General features: G+C 70.2%; 25 protein-coding genes. 22 read left to right on the top strand and 3 right to left on the bottom strand.

Going from position 1 to position 21,890, the window contains the following annotated elements; all coding sequences use genetic code 11:
• Nucleotides 1-69: 69 nt before the first annotated feature.
• Complete coding sequence (locus AC25YV_RS09565) at nucleotides 70-771, top strand: acyl-CoA synthetase (protein WP_488123615.1); 702 nt, start codon at nucleotides 70-72, stop codon at nucleotides 769-771.
• Nucleotides 768-1,076, top strand: coding sequence for an amino acid transporter (locus tag AC25YV_RS09560; RefSeq protein ID WP_488123614.1), 309 nt, complete (start codon nucleotides 768-770; stop codon nucleotides 1,074-1,076). The genes AC25YV_RS09565 and AC25YV_RS09560 overlap by 4 nt, the downstream gene beginning before the upstream one ends.
• On the opposite strand, the gene purB is transcribed toward AC25YV_RS09560, so the two are convergent.
• Nucleotides 1,073-2,455, bottom strand: coding sequence for an adenylosuccinate lyase (gene purB, locus AC25YV_RS09555; protein ID WP_488123613.1), 1,383 nt, complete (start codon nucleotides 2,453-2,455; stop codon nucleotides 1,073-1,075). The two genes, AC25YV_RS09560 and purB, sit on opposite strands and share 4 nt — an antisense overlap.
• A 27-nt stretch (nucleotides 2,456-2,482) precedes the next feature.
• Complete coding sequence (locus AC25YV_RS09550; protein WP_488123612.1) at nucleotides 2,483-2,989, bottom strand: low molecular weight protein-tyrosine-phosphatase; 507 nt, start codon at nucleotides 2,987-2,989, stop codon at nucleotides 2,483-2,485.
• A gap of 145 nt (nucleotides 2,990-3,134) precedes the next feature.
• On the opposite strand from AC25YV_RS09550, the gene AC25YV_RS09545 reads away from it, so the two are divergent.
• The 3 genes from AC25YV_RS09545 (at nucleotide 3,135) to AC25YV_RS09535 (ending at nucleotide 7,495) form a co-directional block, all read left to right on the top strand.
• Entirely contained in the window at nucleotides 3,135-5,783 is a 2,649-nt protein-coding gene (locus tag AC25YV_RS09545) for an ExeM/NucH family extracellular endonuclease (protein WP_488123611.1), read from the top strand.
• A gap of 93 nt (nucleotides 5,784-5,876) precedes the next feature.
• Entirely contained in the window at nucleotides 5,877-6,128 is a 252-nt protein-coding gene (locus AC25YV_RS09540) for a hypothetical protein (protein ID WP_488123610.1), read from the top strand.
• Nucleotides 6,125-7,495 (top strand): WXG100 family type VII secretion target, encoded by a 1,371-nt coding sequence (locus AC25YV_RS09535; protein ID WP_488123609.1) that lies wholly within the window; start codon nucleotides 6,125-6,127, stop codon nucleotides 7,493-7,495. Before AC25YV_RS09540 ends, AC25YV_RS09535 begins: the two co-directional genes overlap by 4 nt.
• On the opposite strand, the gene AC25YV_RS09530 is transcribed toward AC25YV_RS09535, so the two are convergent.
• Entirely contained in the window at nucleotides 7,443-7,841 is a 399-nt protein-coding gene (locus AC25YV_RS09530; protein ID WP_488123608.1) for a phage holin family protein, read from the bottom strand. The two genes, AC25YV_RS09535 and AC25YV_RS09530, sit on opposite strands and share 53 nt — an antisense overlap.
• Nucleotides 7,842-7,931: 90 nt before the next feature.
• Between AC25YV_RS09530 and AC25YV_RS09525 the strand changes: the two genes are divergently transcribed.
• From AC25YV_RS09525 to AC25YV_RS09445, 17 genes are all read left to right on the top strand, one after another.
• On the top strand, nucleotides 7,932-9,044 hold the full coding sequence (locus tag AC25YV_RS09525; protein WP_488123607.1) for a histidinol-phosphate transaminase: 1,113 nt from the start codon (nucleotides 7,932-7,934) through the stop codon (nucleotides 9,042-9,044).
• A gap of 4 nt (nucleotides 9,045-9,048) precedes the next feature.
• Entirely contained in the window at nucleotides 9,049-10,185 is a 1,137-nt protein-coding gene (locus tag AC25YV_RS09520) for a thiamine pyrophosphate-dependent dehydrogenase E1 component subunit alpha (protein WP_488123606.1), read from the top strand.
• A gap of 8 nt (nucleotides 10,186-10,193) precedes the next feature.
• On the top strand, nucleotides 10,194-11,159 hold the full coding sequence (locus AC25YV_RS09515) for an alpha-ketoacid dehydrogenase subunit beta (RefSeq protein WP_488123810.1): 966 nt from the start codon (nucleotides 10,194-10,196) through the stop codon (nucleotides 11,157-11,159).
• A gap of 31 nt (nucleotides 11,160-11,190) precedes the next feature.
• A complete protein-coding gene (locus AC25YV_RS09510) occupies nucleotides 11,191-12,480 on the top strand; it encodes a dihydrolipoamide acetyltransferase family protein (protein WP_488123605.1) in 1,290 nt (429 codons plus the stop codon).
• A 44-nt stretch (nucleotides 12,481-12,524) separates the two neighbouring features.
• Nucleotides 12,525-13,466: a metal ABC transporter solute-binding protein, Zn/Mn family gene (locus AC25YV_RS09505; RefSeq protein WP_488123604.1), complete on the top strand. Its 942-nt coding sequence runs from the start codon at nucleotides 12,525-12,527 to the stop codon at nucleotides 13,464-13,466.
• Nucleotides 13,463-14,269, top strand: coding sequence for a metal ABC transporter ATP-binding protein (locus tag AC25YV_RS09500; RefSeq protein WP_488123603.1), 807 nt, complete (start codon nucleotides 13,463-13,465; stop codon nucleotides 14,267-14,269). The genes AC25YV_RS09505 and AC25YV_RS09500 overlap by 4 nt, the downstream gene beginning before the upstream one ends.
• A complete protein-coding gene (locus AC25YV_RS09495; RefSeq protein WP_488123602.1) occupies nucleotides 14,266-15,123 on the top strand; it encodes a metal ABC transporter permease in 858 nt (285 codons plus the stop codon). The genes AC25YV_RS09500 and AC25YV_RS09495 overlap by 4 nt, the downstream gene beginning before the upstream one ends.
• 9 nt (nucleotides 15,124-15,132) lie before the next feature.
• The gene (locus AC25YV_RS09490; RefSeq protein WP_488123601.1) at nucleotides 15,133-15,546 is read left to right on the top strand and encodes a Fur family transcriptional regulator; all 414 of its coding nucleotides are present in this window, start codon (nucleotides 15,133-15,135) and stop codon (nucleotides 15,544-15,546) included.
• Nucleotides 15,533-16,573, top strand: coding sequence for a permease (locus AC25YV_RS09485; RefSeq protein WP_488123600.1), 1,041 nt, complete (start codon nucleotides 15,533-15,535; stop codon nucleotides 16,571-16,573). The genes AC25YV_RS09490 and AC25YV_RS09485 overlap by 14 nt, the downstream gene beginning before the upstream one ends.
• A complete protein-coding gene (locus AC25YV_RS09480) occupies nucleotides 16,566-17,318 on the top strand; it encodes a TIGR03943 family putative permease subunit (protein WP_488123599.1) in 753 nt (250 codons plus the stop codon). Before AC25YV_RS09485 ends, AC25YV_RS09480 begins: the two co-directional genes overlap by 8 nt.
• On the top strand, nucleotides 17,308-18,702 hold the full coding sequence (locus AC25YV_RS09475) for a hypothetical protein (protein ID WP_488123598.1): 1,395 nt from the start codon (nucleotides 17,308-17,310) through the stop codon (nucleotides 18,700-18,702). Before AC25YV_RS09480 ends, AC25YV_RS09475 begins: the two co-directional genes overlap by 11 nt.
• Nucleotides 18,699-19,373 carry a DNA-3-methyladenine glycosylase gene (locus AC25YV_RS09470; RefSeq protein ID WP_488123809.1) on the top strand — a complete coding sequence of 225 codons (675 nt, stop codon included), beginning with the start codon at nucleotides 18,699-18,701 and terminating at the stop codon, nucleotides 19,371-19,373. The genes AC25YV_RS09475 and AC25YV_RS09470 overlap by 4 nt, the downstream gene beginning before the upstream one ends.
• 107 nt (nucleotides 19,374-19,480) lie before the next feature.
• The gene (gene rpmB / locus AC25YV_RS09465) at nucleotides 19,481-19,717 is read left to right on the top strand and encodes a 50S ribosomal protein L28 (protein WP_488123597.1); all 237 of its coding nucleotides are present in this window, start codon (nucleotides 19,481-19,483) and stop codon (nucleotides 19,715-19,717) included.
• Nucleotides 19,717-19,887 (top strand): 50S ribosomal protein L33, encoded by a 171-nt coding sequence (gene rpmG / locus AC25YV_RS09460; RefSeq protein ID WP_165140426.1) that lies wholly within the window; start codon nucleotides 19,717-19,719, stop codon nucleotides 19,885-19,887. Before rpmB ends, rpmG begins: the two co-directional genes overlap by 1 nt.
• A gap of 4 nt (nucleotides 19,888-19,891) precedes the next feature.
• Nucleotides 19,892-20,197, top strand: coding sequence for a 30S ribosomal protein S14 (gene rpsN, locus AC25YV_RS09455; protein ID WP_488123596.1), 306 nt, complete (start codon nucleotides 19,892-19,894; stop codon nucleotides 20,195-20,197).
• Between the two features lie 78 nt (nucleotides 20,198-20,275).
• Nucleotides 20,276-21,424 carry an alpha/beta hydrolase gene (locus AC25YV_RS09450; protein ID WP_488123595.1) on the top strand — a complete coding sequence of 383 codons (1,149 nt, stop codon included), beginning with the start codon at nucleotides 20,276-20,278 and terminating at the stop codon, nucleotides 21,422-21,424.
• 96 nt (nucleotides 21,425-21,520) lie between these two features.
• Nucleotides 21,521-21,808, top strand: coding sequence for an HU family DNA-binding protein (locus AC25YV_RS09445; protein WP_376126992.1), 288 nt, complete (start codon nucleotides 21,521-21,523; stop codon nucleotides 21,806-21,808).
• The last annotated feature ends 82 nt before the right edge of the window (nucleotides 21,809-21,890 follow it).

Below are 21,890 nucleotides of genomic sequence, written 5' to 3'. Positions count from 1 at the left end.
GACCACCGGGCGACCGTGCGACGCACCGCGGCTAGACTGGTCAGGCCGCTCTTCTTTCTGAGGAAATTCGTGACCACCGCCTCCCCTTCTCGTGTCTTCGACGCGCGCCACGTTCAACTCGCGCGCGCGGCCTTCGCGGCCATCGCGGCGCTGATGATCACCTTCTCGCAGGATCACTCCGCGGGGGTCGGTCTCGCCGTCTTCGGCGGCTTCGCCCTCGCGACCGGCATCGTGCACGTACTCGGGGCATGGCTCGTCCAGCCCGCGGGCAGGCGCTGGCCGTCGATCCTCCTCGGCGTGCTCACGATCGCGGCGGGCATGGTCGCGAGCGTCGGTGACCTGCGCACCACGACCGGCTTCTTCGTCGTGGTCATCACGTGGGCGTTCGTCACGGGTCTCGTCGAGGCCATCGACGGATTCGTCTCACTCCGTGGCCCCCGCGCGCTCAAGCCCGGCGACGTCGCTCCGTGGTCCGACGGCACGCCGACGGCCTCCGTCTCGCCGCTCGCCGCCCGCGAATCGATGGTCGTGGGAATCGTCGGCATCGCGCTGGCCGGTGCGCTCCTGCTCGTGCCGGCCGAATACGCCCTGCCGTACACGGTCGAAGAGGCGAACGCATCGTTCACCCTCACCGGAATCACGATCGCCGTCGGCCTGTTCGGCGCGTACGCGGCGGTCGTCGCGGTCTACCTCGGCATCGCCGGCTTCTCACCGCGTCGCGTCCCGGCTCCGTCCGACGTGCACGCCCCCCAATCGGAGGATCAGTCATGACCGAACGCCCCACTCGTCGTGACCTCATGAAGCCGATCCAGCTGCTCGGTCTGGCTTTCGGGGCGGCGCTCTTCGCCGGCATCGTGACGCTCGTCTCGATGGGCTTCTTCCAGCAGCGTTTCGAGGGTCAGTCAGAGCACGCGCTCGTCGTGGCCGCCGTCGTCGCGGGCATCACGTTCATCGTCGTGCTCCTGGTCGTCGCGCTGCTGCTGCTCGCAGTCGACCCCGCCCAGATCACCAAGAACGTCGACCGTGCCGTGCTCCTGCCCGAGGACGAGCAGGGCGACGACGACGCGAAGAGCTAGTTCAGCTCGTCGACCAGGCGCGACGCGAGTCCGGTGTAACCGGCCGGCGTGAGCGCGATCAGGCGCTCCTTCGCGGCGTCACCGATGTCGAGGCCGCGCACGAACTCGGCGAGCTCGACGCCCCCGACGCGACGGCCGCGCGTGAGTTCTTTCAGCAGGGCGTACGGATCGGTGATCTGCGAGCGGCCCGCCGCGATCTCGGCACGCACGACGGTCTGGATCGCTTCGGCGAGGACCTCCCAGTTCGCGTCGAGATCGGCATCGAGCACCGGCTGGGCGAGCGAGATCTCGCTGAGGCCGCGCAGCAGGTTGTCCAGCGCGAGCAGGGAGTGCCCGAACGCGACACCGATGTTGCGCTGCGTCGTCGAGTCGGTGAGGTCGCGCTGCAGACGTGAGGTCACGAGGGTCTGCGCGAGAGTCTGGAACAGCCCGCCCGCGATCTCGAGGTTCGCCTCGGCGTTCTCGAAGCGGATCGGGTTGATCTTATGCGGCATGGTCGATGACCCCGTCGCACCGGCCACCGGAATCTGCGAGAAGAAGCCGAGCGAGATGTAGGTCCAGACATCCGTCGCGAGGTTGTGCAGGATGCCGCCCGCGTGACGCGCGCGGTCGTACAGCTCGACCTGCCAGTCATGCGACTCGATCTGCGTCGTCAGCACGTTGAACCCGATGCCGAGGCCCTCGATGAACGAGCGCGACACGTCGACCCAGTCGGCGTTCGGCTCGGCGGCGAGGTGCGCCGACCACGTGCCCGTCGCGCCCGAGAACTTGGCGAGGTACTCGCCGCCCTCGATCTGGCGGGCGACTCGCTCCAGGCGCCACACGAACACCGCGAGCTCTTTGCCCATCGTCGACGGCGTTGCCGGCTGCCCGTGCGTGCGCGACAGCATCGCGGCATCCCGGTGCTCGACCGACAGCTCAGCGAGACGCGTGATGACCGAGCGCAGCTTGGGCAGCCACACGTTCTCGACGGCGCGCTTAACCGTCAGCGCGTACGACGCCGAGTTGATGTCCTCGCTCGTGCACGCGAAGTGCGTCAGCTCGGCGATCGCGTCGAGCCCGAGGGTCGACAGCCGGTCGCGCACGAGGTACTCGACGGCCTTGACGTCGTGGCGCGTGACCGATTCCGTTTCGGCGAGCCAGTCGATCTCGGCCTGCCCGAACTCGAGGTACAGCGCGCGCAGGCGCGCCTTGTCGTCGTCGGACAGCGGTGACGTGCCGAAGAGCGAACGGTCGGTGAGGGCGATGAGCCACTCCACTTCGACTTCGACGCGGGCGCGGTTCAAGCCCGCCTCGGACAGGTAGTCGGCGAGCCCCGTCACGGCGGAGCGATAGCGGCCGTCGAGGGGGCTGAGCGGCTGGGGAGGCAGAGAGGTCACGGGTCTCCCGTCGGCGACCCGCGGACGTCAGACGGCCGGGCGGATCGCGGGTTCGAGCTGCCGGAAGAGCGCCCGGCTCGCAGTCTCGATCATACCGAGCACGTCATCGAACATTCCCGCGCTGGCGTAGTACGGGTCGGGCACGTCCATGACCTGCGGAGCGGCCCCGAATGTCATCAGCAGCGCGATCTTGTCGGTGTCCGCCTCGCAGCGCGCCCACCCGCGCAGGATCCGCTCGTGCGATCGGTCCAGCGCGACGATCAGGTCGCTGCGCTCGAAGTCCGTGTGGGCGAACTGGCGTGCGCGGTGCCGCGTGCCGTCGTAGCCGCGCCGCTCGAGGGCCGCGAGCGTGCGGTGGTCGGCGCGCTCGCCCACGTGCCAGTCCCCCGTGCCTGCGCTGGACGAGCAGACCCGCGTGCCGAGACCGGCGTCTTCGGCGAATCGGCGGAAGACGACTTCGGCCATGGGGGAGCGGCAGATGTTACCCGTGCAGACGAAGACGACGCGGAAGGGATCCACGGCGGTCGCAGTCATGACCCCCATTGTGTCGTGCGGTCCGCCCTCACGCATCATCCGATTCCTCGAGGGATGCCCGCGGCGGGAAGGTCTTCCCCGCGGATGCCGCGTGCCCTAGCGTTGCCCCTGAAAAGCGCTCCCCGCGTTTGTGCTGGAGGTTGTCGTGCGTCGTCTTTCCGCCCTCATCGCCGCCGGCGCGCTCGTCCTGGTCGGCATCGCCCCCGCCGCAGCGGCGCCCCCGGTCAGCCTCGTCATCAATGAGTTCTCGGCCTCGACGACGGGCACCGACGTGGAGTACGTCGAGCTGCTCGTGCCGGCCGACGTCGACCTCACCCGCTACGCGGTTCTCGGCGTCGAAGGCGACGCCCCCGCGACGGGCATCGTCGACAACGTCCTCACGTTCCCCGCTCCGGATGCCTCGGGCCGGTCACTCGCCGAGCTCGCGGCCAACACGCTGGAGAACGGCAGTCTGAGCCTGCTGCTGGTGACCGGGACGATCCCCGCGGTCGGCACTGACATCGACGTCGACGACGACGGCATCATCGACGGCGGACTCGGGTTCGAGATCGTCGATGCCGTCGCGGTCAGCGACGGCGGCGCGACCGACCGGACGTACGGCGGCGTGACGCTCGGCGTCGCGTACGACGGCCTCGCTTTCGCCCCGGGCGGCGCTTCGCGTGTGCCCGATGGTGCCGCCGACTGGGTGCGCAACGACTTCGACCTGGCCGGCATCGCGGGGTTCACGGGAACCCTCGTGGCCGGTGAGGCCGTCAACACCCCCGGTGCGGCGAACTCCACGACCCTCGCGCCTGCCGAGCCGGGCCCCGGCGACGCCGGCTGCGACCTCGAGGCCGTCACGATCGGCTCGATCCAGGGCACGGGCGCCGTCACGCCCGTCCCGGGTACGACCGTGCGTGTCAGGGGAACCGTGATCGGCGACTTCCAGGGCGGCGGCTTCGACGGCTACTACGTGCAGGACGCCGGGGACGCCGTGCCTGCCACGTCGGATGGCATCTTCGTCTACGCACCCGGCGGCGCCGCGGTCGCATCCGGTGACGTCGTGAGCGTCGCGGGCGTCGTCGACGAGGCGTTCGGGATGACGCAGATCACGGCAGGCGGCATCGAGGTGTGCGGCACGGCTGAGCTTCCGGCGGCGACGTCGCTCACCCTTCCCGCGTCGCCCGAGCAGCGCGAAGCCCTCGAGGGCATGCGCGTGACGCTGCCGCAGCAGCTCGCGATCGGCGAGCACTTCGATTTCGGCCGGTTCGGCACGATCACTCTGACCGTCGGCCGCCAGATGCAGCCGACGCAGCTGTACGACGCGGGATCCCCCGAAGCCGCCGCGCTCGCCGCCCGCAACGCCGCCGAGTCGATCGCGGTCGACGACGGCCGCGGCATACAGAACCCCGATCCCGCCATCCATCCGAACGGGAGCGTGTTCACACTGCAGAACACGTTCCGCGGCGGTGACCTCGTCACGAACGTGACGGGTGTGCTCGACTACCGCTTCGACACGTGGGCGATCCAGGCCACGCAGGGCGCCGAATACGAGGTCGCCAACCCACGCCTCGCGGCACCGGCGGTCGAGGGGGCGCTGACGGTCGCGAGCTTCAACGTGCTGAACTACTTCACGACGCTCACGGGCCCCGACGCGCGCGGCGCGAATGATCCCGTCGAGTTCGAGCGGCAGCAGGCGAAGATCGTCGCGGCACTCGCCGAGATCGACGCCGACGTGTTCGGGCTCGTCGAGATCGAGAACAACGGCACCGCCGTGGCCGCCCTCGCCGACGCGCTCAATGCGCGGCTCGGCGCCGACGTGTACGACTACATCGCCACAGGCGTCATCGGCACCGATGTCATCGCGACGGCGATCCTGTACAAGCCGGCGTCGGTCACTCCCGCGGGCGCATTCCAGCTCATGGACCAGTCCGAAGACGCTCGCTGGCTCGACGCCTTCAACAGGCCCGGCCTCACGCAGAGCTTCACCGATGCGAACGGGGCGTCCTTCACGGTCGTCGTGAACCACCTGAAGTCGAAGGGCTCGACCTGCGCCGCGGTGGGCGACCCGACCGACCCGAACGGGCAGGGCAACTGCAACGGCGTGCGCACGCAGGCCGCCGCCGCGCTGGCCGACTGGCTCGCGACCGATCCGACGGGCCAGGGCGCGGGGCGCGAGCTGATCCTCGGCGACCTCAACGCGTATGCGCAGGAAGACCCGATGCAGGTGCTCTACGGCGCGGGTTACACCGACGTCGTCGCCGCAGACACGTATACCTACGTGTTCGACGGGCAGCTCGGTTCGCTCGACCACGCGCTGGCCGGGGCGGACATCGTCGACGAGGTCACCGGCGCCGCCGTCTGGAACGTCAACGCCGACGAGCCGAGCCTCGTCGACTACGACACGACCTTCAAGGCCGACGCGCAGGATGCCCTCTACGCGCCGGACGCCTACCGCTCGAGCGACCACGACCCGGTCGTCGTGGGGCTCGACCTGGAGGCGCCGGATACGACCGCCCCGACCATCACCGTCACACCGTCGCAGCGGTGGATCGTCCTGCCGCTCGGCGACCGCCGCGTTGACATGGCCGTGCGGGCCGCCGACGACAGCGGTGACGTCACGGTGACGCTCATCTCGGCGACGACATCCGGGGCCAAGAAGGCGGCGATCGCCACGTTGAGCGACACGTCCTTCCTCGTCCGCGCCGTGAACGACGCCGTGTACACCTTCACCTATTCGGCGACAGATGCCGCGGGCAACACCTCGACCGCCACGACGAAGGTCTACGTCGGGACCGCGATCTTCCGCCACTGACCCGGTTCCTCCCCAAACGCGGGATCCTCTCGCGAGTCCACGGACGCCGGCGGGCGTCGGCCGCACGAGGAGTGATCCGCCGACCATGGCCGGGTGACGCAGCTCGACATCATCATCCGCGAGCTCGACGTGCTGGCAGACCGGTTCGTCGACGCCGCTCAGCACGCACGAACGCTCGCGGGGCTCACCGAATGGCAGTCCCGCGCGGCGACGGCGTTCTACGAGCGCGCTGATCGCTGGGCCGGAGATGTCGCGACCCTCGCGGCGCTCGCCGACACGGCGCGCGCCGCCGCAGTGCAGGCTCGCGCCCTCGAGCGGGCGCGTCTTGACGGGGGCGGGCTGTGACGGGCGAGCTCGACATCCGCGGGGGTGGCGCCGTCGCCGTCGACACCGAGACGCTGCGTACGACGGCTGCGCGGTTCATCGGTGCTCGCGGCGACCTCGACGAGCTGTCCGCGCGCCTCGGCTCGGTGCAGAACATGCTGTTCGCCGAGCGCCATGCCGGGGCCCAGAGTGCGGCATCCGTTCTGTGGAACCGGCTCTTGCAAGTGCAGCTCGACGCCGACGCGATCGCCGAGCAGTTGCGGATGGCCGCAGCGATCTATGAGCTCGTCGACCTGCACGCACAGCACGCGGCCGCTGTCGCAGCGGGTGACGACGCCGAAGCATCGCGCATCGCTCGGCGCCGCGCTGCGCTCGGGGCCGAGTACTCGGGCATCGGCGAGCAGGCATCGCTGCTCACCTTCGAGCGGGCGATCATGTGGCCGTCCGAGCTCGTGCGCCAGGCGACCGAGACGGGGTTCGAGATCGGCGGCATCTACAGTGCACCCGGCGCCGTCATCGGCGGAGTCGTGGGCGGGCTCGGCGCGATCCTCGGTGCGGGCGTCGTGGGATTCAGCCGCTGGGGGCAGATCGGACGACGTGAGCGACTCGCCCCCGCGCGCGACGCGGTCACGGTGCAGCGCGTGTCGACGGGCACGACGAGCGCGCCGGCGAGCCTCGCCGCCGCGGCATCCCGCATGCCCGGAGACGGCGCGTCGCGCGTGCGGGTCGAGCGGTACGCGATGCCCGGCGGATCCCCCCAATACGCCGTCTACGTGTCGGGCACGAAGTCGGTCGGTGTCGGCGGGCGCGAGGCGTGGGATACCCGCTCCAACGCCGACCTCGCCACCGGACGGGCGTCGGCGTCGTACGAGGCGACCCTCGCAGCGCTCGAATCCGCGGGGGCGCGACCCGGTGACACGGTGCACGCCTTCGGCCATTCGCAGGGCGCCATGATCACCTCGCATCTCGCGCTCGAGGGAGGGTTCGACACGCACACGCTCGTGTCGTTCGGCTCGCCCGTCGAGGCCGACGTCGGGCACGGCACGCTGAGCGTCGCCCTGCGGCACACCGACGACCCGATCGCGGGGCTCGCCGGCGGCGGGAGCACGGCGCCCGTCGGTGCCCCGGGCAGCTTCGTGGTCGAGCGGTCGACGGATCCGACGCCTGATGCGATCGACGCCGCCACTGCCGCGCACGGCATGCGGCACTACGTCGAGACGGCGGCGATGGTCGACGCGTCCGCCGATCCGCGCGTTGACGCCGTGCGCGCCGTCTTCGCCGAGCTCGGCACGGCCGAGCGGGTCGACGTCGTCGAGTTCGGCGCGAAGCGCGTCGTCAGTCCCGACGGCTCTGCTGGGGGCGCAGCAGGATTCCGAAGATCCAGTTGATGATCGAGATGATGATCGCTGCGACGACACCCCACCAGAAGCTCTCGACCCGCAGGCCCCAGTCCCAGAACGACGTGATCCACCCCGTCAGCCAGAGCAGGAACGCGTTGATGATGAGCCCGATGAGCCCGAGCGTCAGGATGTAGAGGGGAAGAGCGAGCACCTTGAGTACCGTGCCGATGACGGTGTTGACGATCGCGAAGATCGCGGCGACCAGCAGCAGAGTCAGCACGAGTTGCAGCGTTTCGCCGGGCGGGAACGCGATGACGGTGACCTGCAGTGCGGGGATGAGCGTCACGATCCAGATGGCGAACGCGTTGACGACGACGCGGATGATGAAGCGCATACCGGCAGTCTCCCACGCGGCCCACGTGCCCGGAAGTGGCGGCAATCGCCGACTGACGCGGCACCTGCTCTCGCTCGTAGACTCTGCATCGTGACCGAAGCCCCCGACCTCCCCATCCGTGTCCGTGCCGCGATCGCCGCCCTGCCGCCGTACAAGCAGGGACGGCAAGCCGGCGTCGACGCCTTCAAGCTCTCGAGCAATGAGAACCCGTTCGACCCGCTGCCCGGCGTGGTCGAGGCCGTGCAGTCCGCGACCTCGCTCAACCGCTACCCCGATGCGTCCGCGGCGCGTCTGCGCGAGCGCATCGCCGAGCGCTTCGGGGTCGGGCCGGATTCCGTGCACGTCGGCGCGGGGAGCGTGTCGATCCTCGCGCAGCTCGTGCAGGCGACGTCGGGCCCCGGCGACGAGGTCGTCTACGCCTGGCGCTCGTTCGAGGCCTACCCGTGGCTCGCCGTCGTGGCGGGCGCGACCGCCGTGCAGGTGCCTCTCACCGCCGACGCGCGCCACGATCTGCCGGCGATGGCCGCCGCGATCACCGACCGCACGCGGGCCATCATCGTGTGCAGCCCGAACAACCCCACGGGCCCCATCGTGACGCAGGCGGAGTTCGACGCGTTCATGACGCAGGTCCCCGCCGACGTGCTCGTGATCCTCGACGAGGCGTACGCCGAGTTCGTGACCGACCTCGACGCCGTCGACGGCAAACGCGTGCTCCAAGCCGCGGACCGTCCGAACGTCGTCGTGCTGCGCACGTTCTCGAAGGCGTTCGGCCTCGCGGGTCTGCGCATCGGCTACGCCGTCGGGCACCCCCGCATCCTCGATGCCGCCCGCAGCACCGCGATCCCGCTCTCGGTCACCAATCACGCCGAAGAAGCCGCGCTGGCGAGCCTCGTCGCCGAGGCCGACCTGGTCGAGCGCGCACGCACGATCGCCGAGCGCCGCGATCGCCTGGCCGAGGCGCTGCGCGTCGCCGGGTGGGCGGTTCCACAGGCGCAGGGCAACTTCGTGTGGCTCCCCGCAGCAGAGCACACCCTCGCGATCGCCGAGGCGTTCGATGCGGCCGGACTCATCGTGCGGCCCTTCGCGGGCGACGGAATCCGTATCTCGGTCGGCGAGGAAGCCTCTGTCGAGAAGGTCCTACGGATTGCAGAATCCGTTGTGAAGGACCTCCCAGAAGGGCACGCGGGCCGGTCGATAGCGTAGAACGATGACGACGCCGCTCAGCGAGGATTCCGAGGTCGTCCGCGTACTCGCGGCCGACGGCAGGTTCGCCCCGACCGCCGCCGCGGAACCGTATCTCGCGCTCATCGACGCCCTGCCCGAGGCGGAGCTCGAGGGTTTCTACCGCGACATGGCGGTCATCCGCGCGTTCGATCGGCAGGCGACGAACCTGCAACGTCAGGGTCAGCTCGCCCTGTGGCCGCCCAGCTTCGGTCAAGAAGCCGCGCAGGTGGGCTCGGCCCGCGCCGCTCGGCCGCAGGACCACCTCTTCCCCTCGTACCGCGAGCACGCGGTGACGAGGATCCGCGGCGTCGATCCGATCGACATCATCCGGCTCATGCGGGGTCTGACGCACGGCGGGTGGGACCCCACCGATCCCAAGAACGGCAACACGCACATCTATACGCTCGTCCTCGGTGCGCAGACGCTGCACGCGACGGGCTTCGGCATGGGACTCGTGTTCGACGGCCGTTGCGGCACGGGGGATCCCGAGCGCGACGAGGCGGTCATCGTCTACTACGGCGACGGGGCCTCCAGCCAGGGCGACGTGCACGAGGCGATGGTGTTCGCGGCCAGCTACCGGACCCCCGAGGTGTTCTTCCTGCAGAACAACCAGTGGGCGATCTCGGTGCCCGTCTCGACGCAGTCGCGCGTTCCGCTCGTGCGCCGCGGACACGGCTACGGCATCCCGAGCGTTCAGGTCGACGGCAACGACGTGCTGGCAAGCTATGCCGTCACCCGCACGGCGCTCGACGAGGCGCGCGGCGGCGATGGGCCCCGCGCGATCGAGGCGATGACCTATCGCATGGGTGCACACACGACCAGCGACGACCCGACGAAGTACCGCACGTCCGAGCAGGAGCAGTCCTGGGCGAAGCGCGACCCGATCGCGCGGATGCGCGCCTACCTCGAAGGACGGGGTGCCTCGAGCGCGTTCTTCACCGACGTCGACGCCGAGGCCGAGGCGACCGCGGAGGACATCCGGGTGCGCACGACCGAGCTCGGCGGCATCCCGAACGAGACCATGTTCGGGCACGTCTACAGCTCGCCGCATCCGCTCATCGACGAGCAGCGGGCATGGCTGGCCGACTATGAGGCATCGTTCGAGGAGGCCGGCGAGTGACGGACACCATGGCGTTCAGCCGCGCCCTCAACGCCGGGATGCGCGCTGCGCTCGCCGGCAGCGATCGCGTGCTGCTGATGGGCGAGGACATCGGGCCGCTCGGTGGGGTGTTCCGCGTCACCGAGGGGCTGCAGGCCGAGTTCGGCGACCGCCGTGTCATCGACACCCCGCTCGCCGAGTCGGGCATCGTCGGCACGGCGATCGGGCTCGCGATGGCGGGATTCCGCCCCGTGTGCGAGATCCAGTTCGACGGCTTCGTGTTCCCCGCGTTCGACCAGATCACGTCACAGCTGGCCAAGATGACGAACCGGCACGAGGGGGCGATCTCGTTCCCCGTCGTCATCCGCATTCCGTACGGCGGCCACATCGGCGCCGTCGAGCACCACCAGGAGAGCCCCGAGGCGTACTTCACGCACACGCCGGGGCTGCGGGTCGTGAGCCCGTCGACGCCGAACGACGCGTACTGGATGATCCAGGATGCGATCGACTCGCCGGATCCCGTGATCTTCCTCGAGCCGAAGGCGAAGTACTGGCAGAAGGGCGAGGTCGACACGATGACCCGCGCGCTGCCACTGCACGCATCGCGACTCGTGCGGCCCGGCACCGACGTCACGCTCGTCGGGCACGGTGCGATGGTGACGACGCTCTTGCAGGCGGCGGCCCTCGCCGAGTCCGAGGGCACGTCGTGCGAGGTCATCGATCTGCGGTCGCTGTCACCCATCGACTACGGCCCGATCCTGGATTCCGTGCGACGGACGGGCCGCATGGTCTACGCGCAGGAGGCGCCGGGCTTCACGTCGCTCGGCTCCGAAGTCGCCGCGACCGTCATGGAGCGCGCGTTCTATGCGCTCGAGGCCCCCGTGCTGCGGGTGTCGGGCTTTGACACGCCCTTCCCTCCCGCGAAGCTCGAGGCCACCTATCTGCCCGATGCCGACCGCATCCTCGAGGCCGTCGACCGCGCCCTCGCCTACTGACCGCCCACCGCAGGTTCGGAGAGGAATGAGTATGAGTGTGCAGACCTTCACACTGCCCGACGTCGGCGAGGGGCTGACCGAGGCCGAGATCGTCTCGTGGCGCGTCGCGCCGGGCGACACGGTCGCCGTCAACGACGTCCTCGTCGAGATCGAGACGGCGAAGTCGCTCGTCGAGCTGCCCTCGCCCTTCGCCGGCACGGTCGGCGATCTGCTCGTGGCCGAGGGGGCGACGGTCGAGGTGGGCGCGTCCATCATCACGATCACGGATGCCGCCGCCCCGGCGGCGGCCCCCGAGCCCGTCGCCGCCGAGGGCGCGGGCTCGGTCCTCGTCGGGTACGGGGCCGGCGGCGAGGTGAAGTCGCGGCGCAAGAAGCCCGCCGACCAGGCGAAGCGCATCGAGGCGTCGGTGGGCGTCGTCGCGAAGCCGCCGATCCGCAAGCTGGCCCGAGACCTGGGAATCGATCTGACGACCGTCACCCCGACCGGGCCTGCGGGCGAAGTGACCCGCGACGACGTCATGAGCCATGCGTCTCAGGCATCGGTGTTCCGCAACATCGCGACGCCCGAGCCCAGCGCCGTGCGCGAAGAGACGATCGCCGTCGACCACCCCGCCGGCGACGCCCGCGAAGAGACGATCGCGGTCAAGGGTGTCCGCAAGGCCACGGCATCCGGCATGGTCCGCTCGGCCTACACGGCCCCGCACGTGTCGGTGTGGACTGACGTCGACGCGACTCGCACGATGGAACTCGTCAAGAGGCTCAAGGCCTCACCGGACTTCGCCGACGTCAAGGTCTCGCCGCTGCTCATCATGGCGCGTGCCGTCGTCTGGGCCGTGCGGCGCACACCCATGGTCAATGCGGCGTGGGTCGATGTCGACGGCGGCGCCGAGATCCGCGTGCGCCACTACGTCAACCTCGGGATCGCCGCGGCGACCCCGAGGGGACTGCTCGTGCCCAACATCAAAGAAGCGCAGGACCTCAGCCTGCGCCAGCTCGCCCGTGCGCTCGAGCAGCTCACCGCGACGGCGCGCGAGGGCCGCGCGACACCGGCCGACCAGCAGAACGGCACGATCACGATCACGAACATCGGCGTGTTCGGAATGGATGCCGGCACCCCGATCCTCAACCCCGGTGAGTCCGGCATCGTGGCGCTCGGCACGATCCGGCAGAAGCCGTGGGTCGTCGATGGCGAGGTCCGCCCGCGCTGGGTGACGACCGTCGCGGGGTCGTTCGACCACCGCGTCGTGGACGGCGACGGCATGTCGCGGTTCATCGCCGATGTCGCCGCGGTGCTGGAGGAGCCCGCGCTGCTCCTCGACTGAGCGACCGTGTTGAGAACGATTCTCATTAGCTGTACACTCGCCGAGTGACTTCGACGCGCCGCACTCTGACCGCTCTCGGCCTTGCCACGACCCTCGGCCTTGCCGGTTGCGCATCCGGTGCTCCCGCCGACGACGGCCGTGTCGCGGTCGTCGCCTCGACGAATGTCTACGGCCAGATCGTCGAAGCGATCGGCGGAGACGCCGTCAGCGTCGTGTCGATCGTGTCGTCGGCCGCGCAGGACCCGCACTCGTTCGAGGCGAGCGCGCGCGACCAGCTGTCCGTCTCGCGAGCCGACCTCGTCGTGATGAACGGCGGCGGGTACGACGCGTTCATGGACGCCCTCGTCGACGGGGCGGGTGGGGTCCGGCCCGTTGTGCCCGCCGTCGAATTCTCTGAGGCGACGCCCCCCGCCGACCACGGCGACCACGATCACGACGACGACGACCACGACCACGACCACTCGGTCAATGAGCACGTCTGGTACGACCCGCACGTCGTCGCCCACCTGGCCGAGGCGATCTCGGTCGAGCTCAGCGCACTCGACCCCGACAACGCCGATATGTTCGCGACGAACCTGGCCGAGTTCACGAACGGCATCGATCAGATCGAGACGGCGCTCGATGAGATGTCGACCGAGTTCGGCGGCACCGAGATCTTCGTCACCGAGCCCATCTCGCAGTACCTCACCCAAGCGGCCGGTCTCGTCAACGTCGCACCCGACGACTTCACGCACGCCGTCGAAGACGGGCGCGATGTGCCGGCGGCGACACTTCTGACCGCGACGAAGCTCCTGGAGTCCGGCCAGGTCGCTGCCGTTATCGTCAACACGCAGACCGGCGGCGCCGAGACGACCGCGATCATCGACGACGCGACGGCACTGGGCATCCCCATCGTCGAGTTCAGCGAGACGCTGCCCGAGGGGCAGACGTACCTCGAGTGGATGCAGGCCAACGTCACGCTGCTGGACGAGGCGCTGCGCGGATGACCCAGCCGCTCGTCATCCGCGACGCGTCGCTGCACCGAGGCGACCGCGAACTGTGGTCAGGGCTCGACCTCGACGTCGCGCCCGGCGAGCTCATCGCGGTGCTCGGCCCGAGCGGCACGGGCAAGACGACGCTGTTGCGGGCGATCCTGGGCCTCGAGCCGCTCAGCGGCGGTGAGATCGAGGTGCTCGGCCAGCGCGTGCACCGCCGCGGCAATCGCGGCGTGGGATACATCCCGCAGCAGCGTCCGCTGCCCCCCGAGACGCCACTGCGCGGTCGCGACCTCGTCGCCCTCGGCGTCGACGGGCACCGCTTCGGCCTGCCCCTCCCGCGGCGCGGTGATCGCGCGCGCATCGACGCGCTCGTCGACGCCGTCGGCGCACGCTCGTTCGCCGACCGCCCCGTCGGGCTGCTCTCGGGTGGTGAGCAGCAGCGACTCCGTGTCGGCCAGGCGCTCGCCGACGACCCGCGCCTGCTGCTGTGCGACGAGCCGCTGACGAGCCTCGACCTGGCGAACCAGCAAGAGGTCATCGGTCTCATCGACCGTCATCGCCGCGACACCGACGCCGCCGTGCTGCTGGTCACACACGACATCAACCCGCTGCTGGGCAAGGTCGATCGCATCCTCTACATCGCCAACGGCCGCTTCATGCTCGGCACACCCGGCGAGGTGCTGCGCTCCGACGTGCTCACCGACCTGTACGGCGCGCACGTGTTCGTGCTGCGTGCGGGCGACCGTCTCGTCGTCGTCGGCGCGCCCGACGCCGAGAGCGCGCATCACCACCACGACGGAGACCACGAATGACCTGGCCGGACATCGCCGACGCCATGTTCGGGGGCCTCGCGGACTACGCCGAGATCCTCGGCCTCGTGTCGAACTCGGTCATCGCCGGTGCCGTCCTCGGCCTCGTCGGCGGCCTCGTCGGCGTCTTCGTCATGCAGCGCGACATGGCGTTCGCCGTGCACGGCATCAGTGAGCTGTCGTTCGCGGGCGCCGCGGCGGCCCTCCTCATCGGCGTCGACGTCGTGACCGGGTCGATCGTCGGATCCGTCCTCGCCGCCGCGATCGTCGGCTGGCTCGGCGCCCGCGCACGGGATCGCAACTCGATCATCGGCGTGCTCATGCCGTTCGGGTTGGGTCTCGGCATCCTCTTCCTGTCGCTCTATGACGGGCGCAGCGCCAACCGCTTCAGCCTGCTGACGGGCCAGATCGTGTCGGTGCAGACCGGCGAGCTCGGCTGGCTCGTCGGCATCAGCCTCTTCGTGCTGGTCGGGATGCTGCTCATCTGGCGGCCCCTGCGCTTCGACTCGCTCGACCCGCAGTCCGCCGCGGCGCGCGGCGTTCCCACGACGGCGGTGTCACTCACCTTCATGCTGCTGCTCGGACTCATGGTCGCCGTCGCCGTGCACATCATCGGCGCCCTGCTCGTCATGGCGCTCCTGGTGACACCCGCCGCCGCCGCGATGCGCGTCGCGACGGGGCCCGTCGCCGTTCCCGTGCTCGCCGCGATCTTCGGCTTCGTCTCTGCCGTGGGCGGGATCCTGCTCGCGATCATGGGCACGCTCCCCGTGAGCCCGTACATCACGACGATCTCGTTCGTGATCTACCTCGCCTGCCGGTTCCGGGGCTCCCGGGCACCGCTCAGAGCCCGCGGGTAGAATCCCGGCATGGCCCAGCGCAACACGTGGCAGCGCGAGCGCGTGCGCGAAGCCCTCGCCGACACGCCGGGTTTCGTGAGCGCTCAGACGCTGCACGCGACCCTGCGCGAAGACAACACCGGCATCGGCCTCGCCACCGTCTACCGTGCTCTGGCGGGTCTCGCGGCGCAGGGCGAAGCCGATTCGCTGCAGAGCCCCGAGGGCGAGGCCCTCTACCGCGCGTGCACGACGACGGCGCACCACCACCACCTGATCTGCCGCTCCTGCGGGCTCACGGTCGAGATCGAGGCCTCCGACGTCGAGCAGTGGGCGCGCCGCACGGCCGAGAGTCACGGCTTCGCCGAGGCCGAGCACGTGGTCGACATCTTCGGACTGTGCGCGATGTGCGCGCGGACGCGGACGAGCGAGCGTGTCTCGGGCTGACTTCGCGCTGCGCCCCGACGGTCAGGCCGGCCGCCCGCGCGCAGCACGCCTCGTCGCCCCCATCGCCATCGGCGCCGCCATCGTCGTGGGTCTGTTCGCGATCGACCTCTTCGTGCCCGAGCTCTTCCCCGCGCGCCTGCCCGCCCGCGCGCAGGACGGACTGACCCTCGCGATCAGCGTGCTCATCGAGTCATTGCCGTTCGTCGCGCTCGGTGTCGTGCTGTCGATCGTCGTGCAGGTGTGGATCCCCCCGGGTGCCATCGAGCGATGGATGCCCCGGCGCGCCTGGGCTCGACGCGCGGTGCTGTCGCTGCTGGGCATGTTCGTGCCGGTCTGCGAGTGCGGCAACGTGCCGTTCGCCCGGGGCCTCATGATGCGCGGCTTCACGGTGCCCGAAACGCTCACGTTCCTCATCGCGGCGCCCATCGTCAACCCGATCGTCATCATCACGACGCACCAGGCGTTCGGCTTCTCCGACGGCATCCTCGTCATTCGGCTCGTCGGCGGGTTCCTCATCGCGAACCTGATCGGCTGGCTGTACTCGCGGCATCCGTCACCGGACGGCCTGCTCACGAGGCGCTTCCGCAGCACGTGCGCCCGCCAGCACGCGGCGCAGGGCACCGCCGCCCGCGGACGTCGGACCCTCAGCCAGTTCATCGTCGAACTGCGCGCCGTCATGCCCGCGCTCGTGATCGGATCGGCGCTCGCCGGCGCCGTGCAGGTGCTCATCCCTCGCGAGACGCTCCTGGCGATCGGATCGAACCCGGCCCTGTCGATCATCGCGATGATCGCCCTCGCAATGGTCGTGTCGATCTGCTCGAACGTCGACGCATTCTTCGCGCTGTCCTTCGCCTCGACCTTCACCCCGGGCTCGATCATCGCGTTCCTCCTCGTCGGTCCGCTCGTCGACGTCAAGATGCTCGCTCTGCTGCGCACGACGTTCACGACGCGCGCCCTCGCGGGGATCGTCGTCATCGTGGTGCTCGCCGCCTTCGCGATCGGTGCGGGGGTGAACCTCATTGGCTGATCCGTCCCGCGCTCTCCTTACCCGCTGGCTCGGCGTCGGGCTCGCCGCGGTGCTCGCCGTCGTCACGATCACGCTCGCTGTGACCGGCAGGCTCGCGCTGTACATCAATCCGGATTCGGCGTGGTTCGCCGTCGGGATGGCCGTCGTCGTGCTGATCGGTGCGATCACGAGCTTCGCGCTGCCGCTCGGCGCGGAAGAAGACGATCACGATCACGGCGACGACCACGACCACGACCACCCGCGCACTCCTGTCGTGGGGCGCGCCGTCGTCGCCACGGGCGGCATCGCGGCGTCGGGCATCGTCCTGCTGACGCTCGTGCTGCCCCCGGCATCCCTCAGCGCCGAATTGGCGATGTCGCGTGACGTGGGGGCTCCGCCGCTGTTCGCGGGAGCAGACGCCGTCACGCTCGCGACGACGGGCGACACCTCGGAGTTCGGCGTCGGCGAGTGGGCGTCGGCGTTCGCGACCGCGACGAACCCGGATGCGTTCGACGGCGACCCCGTGACCCTCACGGGGTTCGTCACCCCCGGCGACGACGGCTTCGACCTGACGCGCCTCGTCATCACGCACTGCGTCATCGACGCGCAACCCGCCACCGTGCCCATCACGACGGACGCCGTGCCCGAAACGGGCCAGTGGGTCACGGTGACGGGAACCGTGCGCGCAACCGGCGACGGGCGCCTCGCCATCACGGCGAGCGACGTCGAGCCGATTGACGAGCCGAGCGACCCGTATGAGTACTGACACGCGTCGCGGTCGCGCACGCGCCAGGCGAAGCCGCGCGTTCCTGCTGTCGTTCGGCGTCGTCGTCGCCGCGCTCGCCGTGGTCGGCGTCGGGGCCGCGGCGATCGGCGTCGTGCAGGGCCCGCGCATCACCGACGTGCAGGTGGATCCGGCCGCCTCGGTGGCGGCATCCGGTTCGCGCATGATCGTGACGACGTCGCAGTCGCTCGCGGAGGTCGACCCCGACCAGGTCACCGTCGACCCCGAGACGCCGTTCGCCGTCGACACGTCGGGGCGAAGCGTCGGCGTGCGCTTCGGCCTGCCGCTGCGCGATGACACCGAGTACACCGTGACGATCGACGGCGTGCGCGGCCTCGGCGGCGGCCCCGACGCGACAATCGTCGAGACGTTCCGCACCCCGGCGCTCTCCGTCTACCTGCTGCAGCGCGGCGGGCCGAGCGACGACACGATCTTTCGCACCGACCTCGCCGGCGAGCAGGCCGAGCCGGTGTTCAGCCACCCCGCGATCCAGGACTTCCGCGCGACGGCGTCGCAGCTCGTCGTCTCGGTGCGCACCGAGGACGATCACCCCGCGCTGCTGGTCACCGACCTCGACGGCTCGGACGAGCGCGAACTGCCGCTCCCCGGCGACGACGGCGTCGTGACGAACCTGCAGGCGGCGGATCGCGGCGACCTGATCGGGTTCACGTATTCGGACGCCCTCCTCAGCGATACGGGGGGCCTCGAGAGCGCTCTGTTCACGGTCGCCGGCGACACGCCCGCCCGGATCGAGGTGCCCGGCACCGACGCGCGCATCGCGGACTGGCGGTTCGTCCCCGAGACCGACAGCATCCTGCTCCTGACCTTCGACGGGAACCTGCTGCTCACCGGCGCCGACGGCGGCGAGGCGACCTCGTTCGGCACCGCGATCGCGATCGACGGCGTCGCCGGAACCGAAGCGATCGTCGAGCGCCTCGAGGGCATGGTCGTCGTCGACCTCACCGACGGCACGGAGCAGCCGCTCGTCGCGCCCGAGCGTGAGCTCGGGCTTCTCGGCACGGCGCTGCCCGTTCCCGGCGGCGGCACGCTGCGCTCATCGGTCGTGCTCGACGAGGCGGGCACGCGGTCGCTCGGCACCTCTGTCGCCCTCGTCGACCCCGGCGGGGCGACCCGCATCATCGCCGACATCGGCCCCGCCGACGCGCTCATGCAGACGTGCGTCTCACCCAGCGGACGCTACGCCGCCCTGACGGTCGCCCCCGACGCTGTCGCCAACCCCTACGACCGCTATCTGCTGCCGCTGCCCGAGCGGCTCGAGACCCGCATCGTGCAGCTCGACGACGCCGCGCCGGTCGTTTCGCTGCAGGGCTTCGCCATCTCCTGGTGCCGCGTGCCCGTCTCATGACCGACCGTTCGCACCCCGCGACGCGCGACGAGCTCGTCGACCTGCCGCTCGCCGTCGCGCCGCGCCTTCTCGGCGGCGTACTGCGCACCGTCGTCGACGGTGACGAGGTCGCGGTGCGCATCACCGAGGTCGAGGCCTACCACGGCCGCGGAACGGGCGAGGTGCCCGATCCCGGCTCGCACGCGCGGATGGGGCCTACGGCGCGCAACGCGACGATGTGGGGCGAGCCGGGGCACCTCTACGTCTACCTGAGCCACGGCATCCACTCGTGCGTGAACGTCGTGTGCGCACCCGACGGTCTCGCCGGCGGTGTGCTGCTGCGCGCAGGAGAAGTGATCGAGGGGGCGGATGCCGCATTCCGGCGGCGCCCCGCCGCGCGCGCCGCGCGCGACCTCGCCCGCGGTCCTGGCCGATTCGGCGACGCCGTGGGTCTGCGGCATCCGCGACACGACGGCATCGACGTCATCACGGGAGAACCGCTGAACGGCGCCGTCGCTCGGCTCTGGCTGCGCGACGAGCCCTTCACCGAGGCGGCGACGGGCCCTCGGGTCGGAGTGGCGGGCATCGCCGGGACGGCCGCATTCCCGTGGCGATTCTGGATCCCCGCCGACCCGACGGTGTCTGCATTCCGGTGGGGGCGCGGCGCGGCGGACGCCGCCGTGCTAGGCTGACTCTCTGTCTGCGCGCACTCCAGCACGCAGTACGTATCCTCACGAGGATGCAGACAAGGGATCTTGGGTGGCACCGTCCGGTGCCACGGTACTAAGGAGACATCACTATGGCAGCAGTGTGCCAGGTGACTGGAGCAGTTCCCGGCTTCGGTCACAACATCTCGCACTCGCACCGCCGGACGAAGCGCCGCTTCGACCCGAACGTGCAGAAGAAGACTTACTTCGTGGCTTCGCTTGGCCGCAAGATCACCCTCAACGTGTCCGCTAAGGGCATGAAGGTCATCGATGTGCGCGGTATCGAGTCGGTTGTGAAGGACCTGATCGCGAAGGGTGTGAAGCTCTGATGGCTAAGAAGTCTCAGGACGTCCGTCCGATCATCAAGCTGCGTTCGACCGCCGGCACGGGATACACCTACGTGACGCGCAAGAACCGCCGCAACAACCCCGACCGCATCGTGCTCAAGAAGTACGACCCTGTCGTGCGCAAGCACGTCGACTTCCGAGAGGAGCGCTGATCACATGGCCAAGAAGAGCAAGATCGCGCGCAACAAGCAGCGCCAGGCGGTCGTCGACCGCTACGCCACCAAGCGCGCCGAGTTGAAGAAGGCGCTCGTGTCGCCGACCTCGACCGACGAAGAGCGCGAAGCCGCCCGCCTGGGCCTTCAGAAGCTGCCGCGCAACGCGTCGCCCGTGCGTCTGCGTTCGCGCGACGTCATCGACGGCCGCCCGCGCGGAATGCTGACCAAGTTCGGCATCTCGCGTGTTCGCTTCCGCGACATGGCGCACCGTGGCGAGCTGCCCGGCGTGACCAAGTCGAGCTGGTAAGCATCACAGCATAAGAAAGGCCCGGAGTTCCCTCCGGGCCTTTCTGCTTTCCCGGCGGCACCGTGGTCCAATGGACGCGTGCCTGTCGACCCCTTCTTCGCCGAGCGACTCCGGGTGCACCGCCGCTACCTGATCGATCAGGCGCTCGGGTCGGCTCGCGCACGGCTGGCGGCGCTCTGGCCCTTCGCACGCACCGAGGTCCCGCCTCCATCCCCGAGCACGAAGACGCCGCTGAGTCCGCGTGAGCGTCACCGTCGTGCAGCCCTCGCGTGGGATCGCACCGAGCTTCGGACCGTGGGCACGCCCGGGCCCGATCTGCCGACGAGCGAGCACGAGGTCGCGGGTGAGCCTCCGTTCCGCGTGCGCGTGTACCGACCGCCGCTTGCTGAGACCCCCCTGCCGGCGGTCCTCGCCTTCTTCGGCGGGGCGTTCCGCATCGGAGGCATCGACTATCCCACGACGGATGCCGCGTTCCGCCGGCGCGCACACGATGCGGGCGTCATCATCGTCGCCGTCGACTACGCGCTGGCCCCCGAGCACCGTTACCCCGTGCAGGTCGAGCAGGCCTACGCGGCGCTGGAGTGGCTCTTCGCGCGCGCGGATGAGCTGGGCATCGAACGGGACCGGATCGGCCTCGCCGGAACCTCGGCGGGGGCGAACATCGCCGCGGCGCTGACGCTGGTCAACCGCAGCCGCGCCGCGCTGCCGCTGCGGCTGCAGCTGCTCGAAGTGCCCGTCACCGACCTCACGGGGCACCACCTCGATCTGCGCGCGACTCGCGCGCTCGGCATCCCGAGCTTCCTCGCGCGGCGCGAACTGCGCTCGGTCGCGCGCACCTACCTGCGCACGGCGGGGGATGCCCGTGAACCGTACGCGTCGCCGCTGCGCGCGCCGTCGCACGCGGGGCTGCCGCCGGCGGTCATCCTCACCGCCGAGTACGACCCGCTGCGCGGCGACGGCGAGGCCTATGGCGCGGCGCTGCGCGCGGCCGGCGTCGATGCGAGCACGACCCGGTACCTCGGCGTCACGCATGACACAGCCATCTTCACGGGAGCCCTTCCGGCCGCCCGCCGCTGGCATGACGACGTCGTCTCGGCGCTTCGGCGCCTGCACGCCGGAGACCCCGTTTCGCATGCCACAGCGGCCGAAACAGTCACAGAAGAGCCCGACACGCCGCCACGAACGCCGAAAAGCGGTAGAAATCCGCGAGATTCCGCGGTTTCGTGACTATAGTCAAGGCGGTCGATCCGACCAGCCGGAAGGCGTTCGCCAACCGGTCCCAGCAATAGGGGCGGCGCTCACGCCGCCTTGGAGGACAACCCCATGGCTGACAAGTCCATCACCAAGACCGAACTCGTCGCGAGCATCGCCAGCGCGACCGGCCAGAGCCAGTCCGCCGTCTCGGGCATGCTTGACTCCCTCTTCTCGACCGTCTCCGAGGCCGTTGCCAAGGGCAGCAAGGTCTCGATCCCCGGTTGGATCTCGTTCGAGCGCGTCGAGACGTCGGCACGTACGGGCCGCAACCCGCAGACCGGCGAAGAGATCAAGATCCCCGCGGGCCAGCGCGTCAAGGTCACGGCCGGCTCGAAGCTCAAGGCAGCCGTCAAGTAACACCCGTCGAAGGGGGATGCCGAAGGCGGCATCCCCCTTCTGCGCGCCTAGGCTGGAGCCGTGACCCCCGCGCCCTCTTCTC

The sequence above is a fragment of the Microbacterium sp. Y832 genome (assembly GCF_057669765.1).
This window is presented reverse-complemented; position numbering and strand designations above follow the sequence as displayed.

Bases quoted from the DNA above. Each gene is read 5' to 3' on its own strand.
- AC25YV_RS09560 (WP_488123614.1), top strand. From the start codon at position 768: ATGACCGAACGCCCCACTCGTCGTGACCTCATGAAGCCGATCCAGCTG.
- AC25YV_RS09550 (WP_488123612.1), bottom strand. From the start codon at position 2,989: ATGACTGCGACCGCCGTGGATCCCTTCCGCGTCGTCTTCGTCTGCACG.
- AC25YV_RS09530 (WP_488123608.1), bottom strand. From the start codon at position 7,841: ATGCGCTTCATCATCCGCGTCGTCGTCAACGCGTTCGCCATCTGGATC.
- AC25YV_RS09520 (WP_488123606.1), top strand. From the start codon at position 9,049: ATGACGACGCCGCTCAGCGAGGATTCCGAGGTCGTCCGCGTACTCGCG.
- AC25YV_RS09515 (WP_488123810.1), top strand. From the start codon at position 10,194: ATGGCGTTCAGCCGCGCCCTCAACGCCGGGATGCGCGCTGCGCTCGCC.
- AC25YV_RS09510 (WP_488123605.1), top strand. From the start codon at position 11,191: ATGAGTGTGCAGACCTTCACACTGCCCGACGTCGGCGAGGGGCTGACC.
- AC25YV_RS09500 (WP_488123603.1), top strand. From the start codon at position 13,463: ATGACCCAGCCGCTCGTCATCCGCGACGCGTCGCTGCACCGAGGCGAC.
- AC25YV_RS09495 (WP_488123602.1), top strand. From the start codon at position 14,266: ATGACCTGGCCGGACATCGCCGACGCCATGTTCGGGGGCCTCGCGGAC.
- AC25YV_RS09490 (WP_488123601.1), top strand. From the start codon at position 15,133: ATGGCCCAGCGCAACACGTGGCAGCGCGAGCGCGTGCGCGAAGCCCTC.
- AC25YV_RS09475 (WP_488123598.1), top strand. From the start codon at position 17,308: ATGAGTACTGACACGCGTCGCGGTCGCGCACGCGCCAGGCGAAGCCGC.
- AC25YV_RS09470 (WP_488123809.1), top strand. From the start codon at position 18,699: ATGACCGACCGTTCGCACCCCGCGACGCGCGACGAGCTCGTCGACCTG.
- rpmB (WP_488123597.1), top strand. From the start codon at position 19,481: ATGGCAGCAGTGTGCCAGGTGACTGGAGCAGTTCCCGGCTTCGGTCAC.
- rpmG (WP_165140426.1), top strand. From the start codon at position 19,717: ATGGCTAAGAAGTCTCAGGACGTCCGTCCGATCATCAAGCTGCGTTCG.
- rpsN (WP_488123596.1), top strand. From the start codon at position 19,892: ATGGCCAAGAAGAGCAAGATCGCGCGCAACAAGCAGCGCCAGGCGGTC.
- AC25YV_RS09445 (WP_376126992.1), top strand. From the start codon at position 21,521: ATGGCTGACAAGTCCATCACCAAGACCGAACTCGTCGCGAGCATCGCC.